7 protein-coding genes and 1 rRNA gene are annotated in these 14,748 nt (G+C 70.2%); 3 read left to right on the plus strand and 5 right to left on the minus strand.

Features of this window, described 5'->3' with window-relative positions; translation table 11 throughout:
• Positions 1-315: 315 nt before the first annotated feature.
• Positions 316-1,843, minus strand: a 16S ribosomal RNA gene (locus Q4V64_RS24390).
• Positions 1,844-2,508: 665 nt separating this feature from the next.
• A complete protein-coding gene (locus Q4V64_RS24395) occupies positions 2,509-3,063 on the minus strand; it encodes a MarR family transcriptional regulator (RefSeq protein WP_124440993.1) in 555 nt (184 codons plus the stop codon).
• Positions 3,064-3,215: 152 nt separating this feature from the next.
• Between Q4V64_RS24395 and Q4V64_RS24400 the strand changes: the two genes are divergently transcribed.
• Positions 3,216-4,514 carry an MFS transporter gene (locus Q4V64_RS24400; RefSeq protein WP_172629260.1) on the plus strand — a complete coding sequence of 433 codons (1,299 nt, stop codon included), beginning with the start codon at positions 3,216-3,218 and terminating at the stop codon, positions 4,512-4,514.
• A gap of 88 nt (positions 4,515-4,602) precedes the next feature.
• Here the strand turns inward: Q4V64_RS24400 and Q4V64_RS24405 are convergent, their stop codons facing one another.
• A complete protein-coding gene (locus Q4V64_RS24405) occupies positions 4,603-6,252 on the minus strand; it encodes a SpoIIE family protein phosphatase (protein ID WP_124440991.1) in 1,650 nt (549 codons plus the stop codon).
• 250 nt (positions 6,253-6,502) lie between these two features.
• Entirely contained in the window at positions 6,503-7,882 is a 1,380-nt protein-coding gene (locus tag Q4V64_RS24410; RefSeq protein ID WP_124440990.1) for an NAD(P)/FAD-dependent oxidoreductase, read from the minus strand.
• A 374-nt stretch (positions 7,883-8,256) separates the two neighbouring features.
• Between Q4V64_RS24410 and Q4V64_RS24415 the strand changes: the two genes are divergently transcribed.
• Positions 8,257-9,042, plus strand: a complete 786-nt coding sequence (locus tag Q4V64_RS24415) for a helix-turn-helix domain-containing protein (protein ID WP_124440989.1) — start codon at positions 8,257-8,259, stop codon at positions 9,040-9,042.
• A gap of 272 nt (positions 9,043-9,314) precedes the next feature.
• Entirely contained in the window at positions 9,315-11,288 is a 1,974-nt protein-coding gene (locus Q4V64_RS24420; protein WP_124440988.1) for a sigma-70 family RNA polymerase sigma factor, read from the plus strand.
• Here Q4V64_RS24420 and Q4V64_RS24425 read toward each other — a convergent pair.
• Positions 11,282-14,695 carry a BTAD domain-containing putative transcriptional regulator gene (locus tag Q4V64_RS24425; RefSeq protein ID WP_124440987.1) on the minus strand — a complete coding sequence of 1,138 codons (3,414 nt, stop codon included), beginning with the start codon at positions 14,693-14,695 and terminating at the stop codon, positions 11,282-11,284. The two genes, Q4V64_RS24420 and Q4V64_RS24425, sit on opposite strands and share 7 nt — an antisense overlap.
• Between the last annotated feature and the right edge of the window lie 53 nt (positions 14,696-14,748).

Below are 14,748 nucleotides of genomic sequence, written 5' to 3' on the forward strand. Positions count from 1 at the left end.
ACAGATGCTCGCGTCCACTGTGCAGTTCTCAAACAACGACCAGCCACCCATCACCCCCGGAATTGATCCGGAGTTCACTGGGGCCGGCACCCGAAGACAGACCTTACGGCCGTGCCCTCAGACACCCAACAGCGTGCCCGACACCCTCACCGCTCCCCTCAACGTTCCACGCTCCGAAGAGCAGTACTAGAAGGAGAAGACGATCAAGTGTGCCGAGTAGTCAACGTTCCACCCATGAGCAACCAGCACCGGACGTTCGCCGATGAACTGGCCTCTGAACCAGCCCCGAAGGACCGGCTGAGAAGTGCTCCTTAGAAAGGAGGTGATCCAGCCGCACCTTCCGGTACGGCTACCTTGTTACGACTTCGTCCCAATCGCCAGTCCCACCTTCGACAGCTCCCTCCCCACAAGGGGGTTGGGCCACCGGCTTCGGGTGTTACCGACTTTCGTGACGTGACGGGCGGTGTGTACAAGGCCCGGGAACGTATTCACCGCAGCAATGCTGATCTGCGATTACTAGCAACTCCGACTTCATGGGGTCGAGTTGCAGACCCCAATCCGAACTGAGACCGGCTTTTTGAGATTCGCTCCACCTCACGGTATCGCAGCTCATTGTACCGGCCATTGTAGCACGTGTGCAGCCCAAGACATAAGGGGCATGATGACTTGACGTCGTCCCCACCTTCCTCCGAGTTGACCCCGGCGGTCTCCTGTGAGTCCCCATCACCCCGAAGGGCATGCTGGCAACACAGAACAAGGGTTGCGCTCGTTGCGGGACTTAACCCAACATCTCACGACACGAGCTGACGACAGCCATGCACCACCTGTACACCGACCACAAGGGGGCGCCCATCTCTGGACGTTTCCGGTGTATGTCAAGCCTTGGTAAGGTTCTTCGCGTTGCGTCGAATTAAGCCACATGCTCCGCTGCTTGTGCGGGCCCCCGTCAATTCCTTTGAGTTTTAGCCTTGCGGCCGTACTCCCCAGGCGGGGAACTTAATGCGTTAGCTGCGGCACCGACGACGTGGAATGTCGCCAACACCTAGTTCCCACCGTTTACGGCGTGGACTACCAGGGTATCTAATCCTGTTCGCTCCCCACGCTTTCGCTCCTCAGCGTCAGTAATGGCCCAGAGATCCGCCTTCGCCACCGGTGTTCCTCCTGATATCTGCGCATTTCACCGCTACACCAGGAATTCCGATCTCCCCTACCACACTCTAGCTAGCCCGTATCGAATGCAGACCCGGGGTTAAGCCCCGGGCTTTCACACCCGACGTGACAAGCCGCCTACGAGCTCTTTACGCCCAATAATTCCGGACAACGCTTGCGCCCTACGTATTACCGCGGCTGCTGGCACGTAGTTAGCCGGCGCTTCTTCTGCAGGTACCGTCACTTTCGCTTCTTCCCTGCTGAAAGAGGTTTACAACCCGAAGGCCGTCATCCCTCACGCGGCGTCGCTGCATCAGGCTTTCGCCCATTGTGCAATATTCCCCACTGCTGCCTCCCGTAGGAGTCTGGGCCGTGTCTCAGTCCCAGTGTGGCCGGTCGCCCTCTCAGGCCGGCTACCCGTCGTCGCCTTGGTGAGCCATTACCTCACCAACAAGCTGATAGGCCGCGGGCTCATCCTTCACCGCCGGAGCTTTCAACCCTCGCAGATGCCCACGAGAGTGCTATCCGGTATTAGACCCCGTTTCCAGGGCTTGTCCCAGAGTGAAGGGCAGATTGCCCACGTGTTACTCACCCGTTCGCCACTAATCCCCACCGAAGTGGTTCATCGTTCGACTTGCATGTGTTAAGCACGCCGCCAGCGTTCGTCCTGAGCCAGGATCAAACTCTCCGTGAATGTTTACCGGTTATCCGGTCGACACCACGAGAGCGGAACCTCCGGGCGGAATAAGCCCGACGGTTCACAGCGTCCTCGCTGTGTATTCTTCAAAGGAACCTCGCCACCGGAAAGATCCGATGGACGGGGTATCAACATATCTGGCGTTGACTTTTGGCACGCTGTTGAGTTCTCAAGGAACGGACGCTTCCTTTGTACTCACCCGAGAGACTCTCTCGCGGCTTTCCTCCGGGCGCTTCCCTTCGGTCTTACGTTTCCAACTCTACCAGATCGTTTCGCGATCCGATTCCCAGTCGGAGGGGATTTTGCTTTCCGGCCTCTCGACCTTCCGGCGGTGTCGACTTTATCAGATCCTCTCGGTGTCTGACGCCCAGTCAACCGGGTTTGTCTTCGCAGCCGTTGGGCCGTTCCGACGTCTCAAACCTTAGCGGATTCCCTCGGCAGGTCCCAAATCGAGGTGCCGAGCCCAGATCGAATTGAATTCGGGCGCGCCGAATTCAACCCCGCTGGGAGATCGTGCTGGTGGTTTGAGGTGCCGCTCATGCGGCGGATGTGCTGTCGCAGAACCGTTACGGCTCCGTGGCAACCCGAAGAACTTTACGGATCGGCCAGGGGGCTGTCAAGTGCCCTCTGTCAAGATCTTTACTGGGGCCTCAGGGCCCGCATCAGTCCAGGTCAGTGAGGCGTCCGCCGGCGTCCGGCTGGGCGTGCTCCACCCTGCGTAGGAGGCGGGTGAGGACTTCGCCGAGGGCTGTGCGCTCTTCCGGCGAGAGGTCCTGGAGGAGGTCCTCCTCGAAGACCGAGGCGAGCCGCATGGCCTCCAGCCACTTCTCGCGGCCCTCCGCGGTCAGTTCGACGATCACGCGGACGCGGTTGGACTCGTCGCGCTCCCTGGTGACGAGCCCTTCGCCGACCATGCGGTCGATCCGGTGGGTCATCGCGGCCGGCGTCAGGCCGAGGCGCTTGGCGAGGTCGCTGGGGCCCAGGCGGTAGGGCGCGCCGGAGAGGACGAGTGCCTTGAGGACCTCCCACTCGGCGTTGCTGATGCCGAGTGCTGAGGTCTGGCGACCGTAGGCGACGTTCATACGCCGGTTCAGGCGGGCCAGCGCCGAGACGATCTTCTCGACCTGGGGGTCGAGGTCCTGGAACTCGCGTTGGTAGGCGGCGATCTGCTCTTCGAGGGTCGGCTCGCTGCTGATGCTGCCGGAGGTGTCGCCCATGGGGGCAGTATCGCACGGGCTGCTTGGCGTTGAAGTCCTTCTATGTGTACTGTTTAGATTCGAACTTTAGCTTCGAAGTCTTCAGTCCTAACTACTGAGATCTACCAACTAACTCGAGAGAGGTGAACGTGACCAGGGCGATGGGCGCCGCGATGCGCCGGATCCATGTGGGCAATGCACTCAGCGCGTTCGGGCTCGGCTTCACGGTCCCGTACCTGTACGTCTACGTGGCGCAGGTGCGGGGACTGGGTGCCGTGACGGCGGGGCTCGTCCTCGCCGTGTTCGCCGTGGCCGCGCTGGTCGTGCTGCCGTTCGCCGGGCGGGCCATCGTCCGGCGGGGCCCGCTGCCGGTGCTGCTCACCGCCCTGGTCACCGCCGCGCTGGGCGCGCTGAGCCTGGGGCTCGCGGGCAGTGCGACGACCGTGCTGCTTGCGGCGGCCGCGCTCGGGGCGGGGCAGGCCGTGATGCAGCCGGCGCTCGCGACGATGATCGTGGACTGCTCGACGGCTCAGACGCGGTCGCGGGCGTTCGCGACGCAGTTCTTCCTGCAGAACCTGGGGCTCGGGGTCGGTGGGCTGATCGGCGGGCATCTCGTCGACACGACTCGTGTCTCCTCTTTCACGCTGCTGTTCGCGATCGAGGCGGTGATGTTCCTGGTGCTGGTCGTAGTGATGGTGACGGTGCGGATGCCGCACTCGCCGCGGATCGCGGATGCGTCGGGGCAGTCCGGGGGGTCGGGGCGGTCGGGGCGGTCGGGTTCCGCCCGCGGGAGCTGGGGGCAGTTGTTGGGCAACCGGGCCATGGTGCAGCTGTGTGTGCTGGGGTTCGTGCTGTTCTTCGCCTGCTACGGGCAGTTCGAGTCGGGGCTGAGTGCGTACGGCGTGGAGGCGGCCGGGATCTCGACGTCCGCGTTGGGGGCGGCGCTGGCGGCGAACACCGCGGTGATCGTGGTTGCGCAGTTCGCGGTGCTGAGGTTCGTGGAGCGGCGGAGGCGGTCCCGGGTGATCGCGTCCGTGGGGTTGATCTGGGCCGTGGCGTGGGTTGTGGCTGCGTACGCGGGGCTTGGGCATGGCAGTCAGGAGATGGCTACGGCGGCGTTCGTGTCGACGTACGCGTTGTTCGGGCTGGGGGAGGCGATGTTGTCGCCGACGGTTGCGCCGTTGGTGGCTGATCTGGCGCCGGCGGGGATGGCGGGGCAGTACAACTCCGCGTTCGCGCTGGTGAAGCAGTTGGCGTTGGCTGTGGGGCCGGCTGTCGGTGGGCCTATGGGTGCCTCGCTGCATGCGCCGTATGTCGTGACGTTTCTGCTGTTCTGCTTGGGGATCACGTTTCTGGCGGTGCGGTTGGGGCGGGAGCTTACGGCGGCGCAGGATCAGCCCTGGGCGGGGAAGAGCAGGGTGGTGGCTCAGGGGGGTGCGGCTGCGGCCGGGCAGGCGCGGGCTCGGGCCTGACTTCGACACCGCCAGGGGGCTCCGCCCCCTGGACCCCCGGCCTATGTCCACCCACCACCCGACTCGGTCGGCCCCTACGACGGCCCGTTCACTTCGCGACCCCCGGCAGCCCGAACTCGCACCACACCGCCTTCCCGCCGCCCGGCGTCCGCCGAGACCCCCATGCCGACGCGATGGTCGCCACGATGGCGATGCCCCGGCCCGACTCGTCCCCGGGTTCCGCGCGCCGTCGTCGGGGGAGGTGGTCGTCGCCGTCCGTGACCTCGACGATCAGTCGGCGGTCGGTGCGGCGGAGGCGCAGTCGCATGGGTGGGGTGCCGTGTTGGAGTGAGTTGGCGACCAGTTCGCTCGCGGCGAGGACACCCAGGTCGTGCAGTTCCACCGGGAACCGCCAGCTGGTCAGCACGCCGGAGGCGAACGCACGCGCGCGTGGTGCCGCCTCCACGCCGCCCAGCAGTTCCAGGGCCGCGTTGCGGAAGAGGTCGCTGTCGGGGCCCGTGCGGGCGGGGTGCTGGAGGACCAGGACGGCCACGTCGTCGTCGTGGTCCGCCGTCACGCCCGCCGAGCGGACCAGGCGGTCGCAGACGACCTGGGGGGTGCCGGTCGCGCCCGCCAGTGCTCGCTCCAGGGCCGCGATGCCCTCGTCCAGGTCCTCGTTCCTCCGCTCCACCAGGCCGTCGGTGTACAGCACCGCCGTAGAGCCCGGGCTCAGCGGGATCGAGCCCGAGGCGTGCATCCAGCCGCCCGTGCCGAGCGGCGGGCCGGTCGGTTCGTCGGCGCGCTGGACGGCTCCGCTCTCGTCGCGGACCAGGATGGGCAGGTGGCCGGCCGAGGCGTACACCAGCCGGCCCTCGTTCGGGTCGTGGACGGCGTACACGCACGTGGCGATCTGGTTGGCGTCGATTTCCATGGCGAGGCCGTCCAGGAGCTGGAGCACCTCGTGCGGGGGCAGGTCGAGGCGGGCGTACGCCCTGACCGCCGTACGGAGCTGGCCCATGACCGCCGCCGCGCGGACCCCTCGGCCCATCACGTCGCCGATCACGAGTGCCGTGCGGCCGCCGCCGAGTGTGATCACGTCGTACCAGTCGCCGCCGACCGCTGCCTCCGTGCCGCCGGGGTGGTACGTCGCCGCGATGCGTAGGTCGTCCGGTTGTTCGAGCTCTTGTGGGAGCAGGGACCTCTGGAGGGTGACCGCGGTTTCGCGCTGGCGGCGTTCGCTGGCTCTGAGGCGTTCGGCGGCTTCGGCGTGGTCGGTGACGTCCGTCGCGAAGACGAGGACGCCACCGTCGCCCTCGGCGACCGGCGTGCACGTGAAGGTGTACGAGCGGCTGTCGGGGGCCTTGCGGGACTTGACCGTGCGGGGCTTGCCGCTGCGCAGTACCTGGTCCAGGAGCGGGAGCAGGCCGATCTCGTCCAGCTCCGGGAGGGCCTCGCGGGCCGGGGCGCCGGTCGGGCGGGCGCCGAAGGCGGTGACGTAGGCGTCGTTGACGTAGGCGAGGCGGTGGTCGGAGCCGTGGACGAGGGCGACGAGGGCCGGGACGCGGTCCAGAACCTCGCGCACCCGGAGTTCGTCGACGGCCGGCACGGGTGGCGCCGCGTCGGTCAGTTGTTCGGCGCGGGCCGCGGGGACGGAGCCCGAGCCTTCTCCCCGCCGGTCCGGGAGGACCGTCTGTTCGGTCCGCGCTGCGGCGCGGCGCTGCGTTCCGGGGAGCCGGGCGCTCCAGCGCGTGAAGTTCACGAATCCTTGCCTCGTGTCATCGTCTTCGGCGTGTTCGGCCTGTTCGACCTGTTCGGCGTTCAGGCCGGCTCCGGACCCGGCGGGGTCTGGAGGGTGGTGGCGCCCCGAGGGTGCGGCACTGTGGGGAAAGCCTCGTGGGTTCGAAGGGCGGGGGTCTGTCCCGTCCAAGGTCGGGACCAGTCTGGCAGGGCGGCCGACGAGGTCGACATCCGTCAGACGCCTACCGTGCGGTCGGAGTTCCTCGGTCCGGTCAGGACGACCCCTTCGGGTTGTCCGGCGGTGTGTGAGGAGGCTTTCCACCGGCCGCGAGTTCGAACTCCGCTCGGGGATGTTCGAGCGATCCCAGGGAGACGATCTCCCTCTTGAAGAGCCCGGACAGGGTCCATTCGGCCAGGACGCGGGCCTTGCGGTTGAAGGTGGGCACCCTGCTGAGGTGGTAGACGCGGTGCATGAACCAGGCAGGGTAGCCCTTCAGCTTGCGTCCGTAGACGTGGGCGACGCCTTTGTGCAGTCCCAGGGAGGCGACTGAGCCGACGTACTTGTGGGAGTACGTGTCCAGGGGCTCGCCGCGCAGGGAGTGGGCGATGTTGTCGCCGAGGGTCTTGGCCTGGCGCAGCGCGTGCTGGGCGTTGGGGGCGCATTCCCTGCCGGGTTCCGCGGCGGTGACGTCGGGGACGGCGGCGGCGTCGCCCGCGGCCCACGCGTGCGTGGTGCCCTCGATCGTCAGCCGAGGGGTGCATTTCAGCCGACCGCGTTCGTTCAGGGGGAGGTCGGAGGCGGCGAGGATCGGGTGGGGTTTGACGCCGGCCGTCCAGACGACCGTACGGGTCGGGAAGCGGGCGCCGTCGCTGAGGACGGCGACGCGGTCCGCGCAGGATTCCAGGCGGGTGTTCAGCCGTACGTCGATGTTGCGGCGGCGCAGCTCGGTGACGGTGTAGCGGCCCATCTCCTCGCCGACCTCGGGCAGGATGCGGTCCGAGGCCTCGACGAGGATCCACTTCATGTCCTCGGGGCGGACGTTGTGGTAGTAGCGCGCGGTGTAGCGGGCCATGTCCTCCAGCTCGCCGAGCGCCTCGACTCCGGCGTAGCCGCCGCCGACGAAGACGAAGGTCAGGGCCGCGTCGCGGATGGCGGGGTCGCGGGTGGAGGAGGCGATGTCCATCTGCTCGATGACGTGGTTGCGCAGGCCGATGGCCTCCTCGACGGTCTTGAAGCCGATGCCGTGGTCGGCGAGGCCGGGGATGGGCAGGGTGCGTGAGATGGAGCCGGGCGCGAGGACGAGTTCGTCGTACGACAGCTGCTGGGGGCCGGTGCGCTCCTCCTCGGTGGCGAGCGTGGTGACGGCGGCGGTGCGTTTGGCGTGGTCGATGGAGGTGGCCTCGCCGATGACGACCCGGCAGCGGTCGAGGAGGCGGCGCAGCGGTACGACGACATGGCGGGGAGAGATGGAGCCCGCGGCCGCTTCCGGGAGGAACGGTTGGTAGGTCATGTACGGGTCGGGAGTGACCACTGTGATCTCCGCCTCGCCCCGGTCGAGTTCCCGTTTCAGCTTCCGCTGGAGACGCAGGGCCGTGTACATCCCGACGTAGCCGCCGCCGACAACGAGAATGCGCGCACGTTCCTTCACCATCCCATGACGCACCCGGCGCTTGCGTTTGTCCACAGCCCCGACAAATTGTGTGACTGCGAGCCGTGGGCGGGCAGGGTTGGCCGAATCGCCGGAGTGGGGGGAAGGACCGCAGGTCAGAGGGGGTGCGCCGGGCGCTCGGAGGGGGTGCAATCGGGACGTATGCGACCCGTACTCCGATCGGGGGGCGCTCCGTGCGGAACGTGCCCCTTCTGAATTGACCCTCACTCAACTATGTTCGTGTGTCGACGGGGTGTAGGGGGATGCGCCTTCGGTTCCGCGACGCGCGGAGCCGTGACCGGGCTTGTTCCGATCGCTCCGGCTTTCAATGGCGGGGAGAGTCTCCGGGGGGAGACGTCATTACCGGGGGAACACTTATGCATGTTCAGGACTCTCATTGGTCGTCCGCGTCTGCCATCGCATCCGGTGGCGGGGGGCTGGGCGGCGCGATGGGTTCGGCGATGAGCGCGGCGGGGGGCGGACGCGGGAACGCCGCGCGGACGACGCCGCTGCGGGTGGACGCACAGCGCAATCTGGAGCACGTGCTGCGTGCGGCGCGCGAGGTCTTCGGCGAGCTGGGGTACGGCGCGCCGATGGAGGACGTGGCGCGGCGCGCGCGGGTCGGCGTCGGCACGGTGTACCGGCGCTTCCCGAGCAAGGACGTCCTGGTGCGGCGGATAGCCGAGGAGGAGACCTCCCGGCTGACCGACCAGGCGCGTGCGGCGCTCGGCCAGGAGGACGAGCCGTGGTCGGCGCTCTCGCGCTTCCTGCGCACGTCGGTGGCCTCGGGCGCCGGGCGGCTGCTGCCGCCGCAGGTGCTGCGGGTCGGCGTGGCGGACGAGGGCGCGGACGGGGCGCGGGTGCCGCAGCAGCGGACGCAGCCGGGTTCCGGGGAGCTGCGGTTAGTGCCGGAGGGGTCTTCGGCACTCTCGGCGGACTCCGCGGTCGACGACGCGGGGGCGGCGGCGCTGCTCGAGGTCGTGGGCCAGCTCGTGGAGCGGGCGCGCGCGGCGGGTGAGCTGCGGCCCGATGTGTCGGTGTCGGACGTCCTGCTGGTGATCGCCACGGCGGCGCCTTCGCTGCCGGACGCGGCGCAGCAGGCGGCGGCCTCGGCGCGACTGCTGGACATCCTGCTGGAGGGGTTGCGTTCGCGGCCGGTGTGACTCGAAGGGGTGATGATGGGGCGTGGGCGCTGCGCCGCCCTCGCGCCGGGCACCCGCTCGCAAACATTACGGTCATTTCGGACGTCCGGCTCAACTCCCGGCATGGGAACGCCGATTGAGCCTTCCCCGTACGAGTGACGGTCGGCACTGCCTTGCGAGAAGCCCCCGCGGACGAGCGGTCGGGCCGTACCGCTTCGCCCTGAACAAAAGCCAATATGGCACTCTGACCCGGTGTTCTGGACTGGTTGGGCAGGCGGCGGGGGCTTTCCGCGATGAGCTTTGACGGGCGGGACGGGTCACTCGATGACGACGACGCGGAGGCCGGCGGCGCGGCCTCGCCGCATGTGCCGAGCCAGGGGGGATGGGCCGGCCTTCCGCAGGCCGCCATCCCGGCGCAGGGCGGCGAGCCCGTCGAGGGAAGCGTGCCCGCCCAGCGCGACCGGCGCGAGGACAGCGGCATCCTGCCGCCGCCGAGGGAGCTGCCGCCGTCCGACGCCGACCTGATCGACCGGATGCGCTCGGGCGACGACACGGCCTACGAGGCGCTCTACCGGCGCCACGCGGAGGCCGTGCGCCGGTACGCCCGCACCTGCTGCCGTGACGGCCACACCGCCGACGACCTCACGGCCGAGGTCTTCGCCCGCACGCTCCAGGCGGTGCGCGGCGGCTCCGGGCCCGAGCACGCCGTACGCGCGTATCTGCTGACCACCGTCCGACGGGTCGCCGCGAGCTGGACGAAGTCCGCGAAGCGGGAGCAGCTGGTCGACGACTTCGCGGTGTTCGCCGCGCAGTCCGCGCGCTCCTCCGAGGTGTTCTCCTCCGGGGTGTCCGACAGCGACACGCTCGACCTGGGCGCCGACGTCCGCGCGATGCACGAGGCCGAGCAGTCCATGGCCATGCGGGCCTTCCGGTCGCTGCCCGAGCGCTGGCAGGCCGTGCTGTGGCACACCGAGGTCGAGGACGAGTCGCCGAGCGAGGTCGCCACGCTCTTCGGGCTGGACGCCAACGGCACGCGCGTGCTCGCCAGCCGCGCCCGCGAGGGCCTCAAGCAGGCCTACCTCCAGGCCCACGTCAGCGCCGCCCTCGCCGGCGACGAGGAGTGCGCCCGCTACGCCGACCGGCTCGGCGCCTACGCCCGCGGCGGCCTGCGCACGCGCGCCGAGCGGGGTCTGCGCAAGCACCTGGAGGAGTGCGCCAAGTGCCGGCTGGCGGCGGGCCAGATCAAGGAAGTCGCCGGCGGTATCCCCGCCGCGGTGCCCGTCGCGGTCATCGGCTGGTTCGGTGCCGCCGGGTACGCCAAGGCCGCCGGGCTCATCGCCGGCGGGGCCGGCGCGGCCGGTGCCGCGGGGGCGGCCTCCGCGGCGAGCGGCAGCTCGTCCGGCGGGGCGGGTGCCGGTGGCGGCGCGGCGGCCTCCGAAGGGCTGGGCGCGCCGGTGAAGGCCGGTATCGCGGCCGGCGTGGTCGTCGCGGGCGTCGCGGCGGCGGTGGTGTTCGCGCTGATGAACAACGACGACCCGATCAGGAAGAAGCAGAACGACGCCAATCCGCCCGTGCCGTCCCCGATCGTCGAGAAGTCGCCGACCCTCGCGCCGCCGAGGCCTCCCAAGCCTCCGAGGAACGAACCCGCCCCGAAGCAACCAGTGATCGCACGCGCGCCCGCCCCGGCTCCCACACCGACACCGACCCCGACTCCTACGCCCAGGCCCACCCCTACGCCGACACCCACGCCGACCCCGACTCCCACGCCGAAGCCGACCTCGACTCCGGCGCCCGGCCGTACCCCCACGCCGACTCCGCCGACCCCGCCCTCTCCGCGCGTCTACCAGTGGAGCGAGTTGTCGTACGACATCACCGGCGACGGCAGCGAGCCCGAGATGAGGATCCGCGAGAGCAGTTGGGTGTGGCAGCGGTACGGCGTGTCCGTCGCCGAGAAGAGTTACCCGCACGGCGTGACCGTGCACGGCCACTCCTCGGTCACCGTCGACCTCAACCGCACCTGCTCCGCCTACGACGCGCTGGTCGGCGTCGACGACATGACGGCCGGGCTCGGCAAGGTCTACTTCTCCGTCTACGCCGACGGGGTCCGGCTGTGGCGGTCGGCGATGGTCAAGGGCGGCGACGCGGCGGTGCCGGTCCATGTGAATCTCGCCGGGCGCAGGACCGTACGGCTGGTGGTCGAGCCGCACAGTCACGTCGACAACCTGGCGCTCGCGGACTGGGCCGAGTCGAAATTCACCTGCTACTGAGAGCCTGAGTCCCCGGGGCTTACCGCGTCGGCCGGGCGGTGGGCGCGCAGGGCCTCGCCGAGTTCGCGGAGCACGTCGGCCGGGGTGAGGGACGCGCCCCTGGTGTACTCCTCCTCGTACCGCCCGGCGCTCAGTCCGGCTCGGGCGGCGGCCTCGGCCCGCTCGGCGTTGGCGCGCTCGGGCATGGGGCGCGGATGGCCGCCGCGCCAGTGCTGCGCGGCGGCGAGCAGGCGGGCCACGCGCGCGTGGTCGCCGAGGTCGGACAGCAGGGCCGCCGAGCCGTCCACGAGTGCCGCCGTGATCGCTTCGGCGCATCGCCACTCCACCGCCTCGCGGACGCTGTCGACCAGCTGCGGCAGGCCGTGCTCCGGGCCCGACTCGGCGACCGTGGCCCAGGCCTCGACCGCGTTCAGCATCACCATGAACTGCGGCGGCGGAGTGCCCCGCTCGGTCTCCGCGCGGGCCGCCCCGCACAGCACGCGCGCGCGGGCGGTGTCCTTCTCGTCCAGCGCGATCTGGGCCCGCATCAGCAGGACGAAGGCCCGGCTGTCCGCCACGCCGTGGCGGTCGGCGGCGGCGCTCGCCTCGTCCAGCGCGGCCAGCGCGGCCTGGCGGTCGCCCGCGCGGTAGTCGATCTCGGCCAGCCGGGCTATCAGGAAGGGCGTCTCGGTGTACGCCCCCACCTCGTAGGCGAGCCGCAGCGCCTCCTCGTACTCCCCCTTGGCCTCCTCGAAGCGGCTGCGCGCCATGGCGGTCTCGCCGGCCGCGCTGCACACCTGCGCCCGGATCCAGCGGTCGCCTGCGCGTCGGCTCAGCGTCCTGAGCTCCGCGAGGTCGTCGTCCACGCCCTCCAGGCCGCCCGGTGAGTCGACGGCCATGTGCGTCCGGAACATCAGGGCGACGGCGACCGCCCAGTCGTCGCCGTGGGTACGGCAGTTGTCGACGGCGACATCGAGGGACGCCCGGATGCCCTCCGCGCCGCTGAGGACGTAGCTGGTCAAGGGCCAGACGATGCCCGGCATTCGGGCCGCGTCCGGGCCGCCCCGCTCGAAGTGCTCTCGCACCAGCTCGATGTACCGGCGCAGCCGGTCGTCCATCCGCCCGTCCAGCGGCTCGACCTCGGACTTGAGGTAGAGGTGCAGGATCCGCAGACGCATCCGCAGGGTGTGCAGCGGGTGGTGCGCCTCCTCGTGCGGGGCGGCGAGGAAGGCGTCGACGGGGTCCGGGCTGCCACCGGTGGAATCTCCCGCGGTCGCGTCGATGGCGGCACCCAGGCGCAGGACCTGGTCGATCCACTCCGCGCCCTCGTGACGGTAGTTGCGCAGCCACCAGAACCAGCCCATGGCGAGGGCGAGGGAGCCGGCCTCCTCCTCGGCCCCGGCCGTCCCCACGCGGAAGAGGGCCGCGCGGATGTTGTCCAGCTCGGTCTCCAGGCGGGCGATCCACGGGAGTTGCCCGGCGGAACGCAGCAGCGGCTCGGCCTCCTCGGCCAGGGCGCGCGCCCACGCGCGGTGGCGGCGCTCGGCGGCGGCGCGCAGGTCGGGGGACTCGGCGGCGCGCTCGGTGGCGTACTCGTGGATGGTCTCCAGCATGCGGTACCGCATGCCGTCGCCGCCGGGGCGCTCGTACGGCGTGGCGACGATCAGGGACTTGTCGACGAGCGCGCCGAGCAGGTCCGCGGCCGGGCCCGTGCACACGGCCTCCGCCGCCTCCAGCTCCCAGCCGCCCGCGAAGACGGACACCTCGCACAGGATGGTCCGCTCCTGGTCGTCGAGCAGTTCCCAGGACCAGTCGACCACCGCGCGCAGGGTCTGCTGGCGGGGCAGGACGGTGCGGCTCCCGGAGGTGAGGAGGCGGAAGCGGTCGTCGAGGCGGTCGGCGATCTGGCGGGGGGTGAGCAGGCGCAGCCGGGCCGCCGCCAGCTCGATGGCGAGCGGCAGCCCGTCGAGGCGGCGGCAGATCTCGGCGACGGCCTCCTTGTCGCCGAGCAGGGCGTCCGCGTCGGGGCTGACGGCCGCCGCGCGCTCCGCGAAGAGGCGCTGTGCCTGGTCGGGGAGGAGGGGCTCGACCGGGCGCACCGACTCGCCGGGGACGCCGAGGGATTCACGGCTGGTGGCGAGGATCGTGAGCCCCGGGCAGTGGGTGAGGAGGGTTTCGGCGAGGGCGGCCGCCGCGTCGATCACATGTTCGCAGTTGTCAAGGATCAGGAGTTGGCTGCGCGAGGCGCAGTACTCGATCAGCAGGGCGACCGGGTCGTCCTGCGGGGCCGTCAGCTCGCTGGTCATGAGCACGGTCTCGCGCAGACCGAGCGCACTGACCACCGCGCCCGGCACCGCCTCCGGCCGGTCGAGCGGCGCCAGCTCGACCAGCCACGCCTGCGGGAGCCCGGCGGCGGCTTCCTCGGCGAGGCGGGTCTTTCCGGAGCCGCCTGGTCCGGTGAGGGTGACGAGACGGGCTCTGTGCAATTCGGAACGGATGGCGTCGAGTTCGGGTTCCCGGCCGACGAAAGTTGTCAGGCGGGGGCGGATGTTGGTGGTGCGGTTGAGGGGTGGGGTCTGCGGTTCCCGGGTCGGTGGGATTTGTGGTTCCCGGGTGGGTGGGGCTTGCCGTCCCCGGGTGGGTGGGATTCGTGGTTCCCGGGTGGGTGGGATTCGTGGTTCCCGGGTGGGTGGGATTCGTGGTTCCCGGGTGGGTGGGGTGAGCAGGTCGGTGTGCAGGGCGCGGAGTTCGGGGCCCGGGTCGGTGCCGAGGCCGTCGGCGAGTGTGCGGCGGGCGGTCTCGTACGCGGCGAGGGCGTCGGCGCGGCGTGCGGTGTCGCGCAGGGCGCGGATGAGCAGGACGTGCAGCGGTTCGTCGTACGGGTGTGCCGCGGTCAGTTCCTTCAACTCCGGTACGACGTCCTGGGCGCGGCCGAGTCGCAGGTCCGCCTCGATCCGGGCGCGGGTCGCCTCCAGGCGCAGGGCCTCCGGGCGGGTGGCGGCGGTGCGGTCGGGGAGGTCGGCGAGGGCGGGGCCGCGCCACAGCGCGAGGGCGTCGCGGAGGTGGCGGGCGGCGGTGGGGGCGTCGCCGTTCGCCAGGGCGGTGGTGCCCTGCCGTACCAGGCGCTCGAAACGGAAGAGGTCGACGTCGTCCGGGGCGGCGGCCAGTCGGTAGCCGCCTGGCTCGGAGGTGACGGTGTCCTTGCCGACGGTACGGCGGAGGCGGCCGACCAGGGCCTGGAGGGCGGCCGGGGCGTCCTGGGGCGGGGCGTCGGCCCAGACCTCGTCGATCAGGGTCTCGGGGGCGGTGACGCGGCCGGGGCGCAGGGCGAGGGCGGTGAGCAGGGCTCGGAGGCGGGGGCCGCCGAGGGGTACGGCGGTGCCGTGGTCGTCCTTTGCCTGGGTGACGCCCAGGATTGTGTACCGCACGGGGTCATTGTCGCCGGGGTGTCTGTGCGGGGGGTTGTGGAACCGTGGTTTCG

Origin of the sequence: Streptomyces sp. NL15-2K, from assembly GCF_030551255.1 — a bacterium.
GTDB lineage: Bacteria > Actinomycetota > Actinomycetes > Streptomycetales > Streptomycetaceae > Streptomyces.

Bases quoted from the DNA above. Each gene is read 5' to 3' on its own strand.
- Q4V64_RS24395 (WP_124440993.1), bottom strand. From the start codon at position 3,063: ATGGGCGACACCTCCGGCAGCATCAGCAGCGAGCCGACCCTCGAAGAG.
- Q4V64_RS24400 (WP_172629260.1), top strand. From the start codon at position 3,216: ATGCGCCGGATCCATGTGGGCAATGCACTCAGCGCGTTCGGGCTCGGC.
- Q4V64_RS24410 (WP_124440990.1), bottom strand. From the start codon at position 7,882: ATGGTGAAGGAACGTGCGCGCATTCTCGTTGTCGGCGGCGGCTACGTC.
- Q4V64_RS24415 (WP_124440989.1), top strand. From the start codon at position 8,257: ATGCATGTTCAGGACTCTCATTGGTCGTCCGCGTCTGCCATCGCATCC.
- Q4V64_RS24420 (WP_124440988.1), top strand. From the start codon at position 9,315: ATGAGCTTTGACGGGCGGGACGGGTCACTCGATGACGACGACGCGGAG.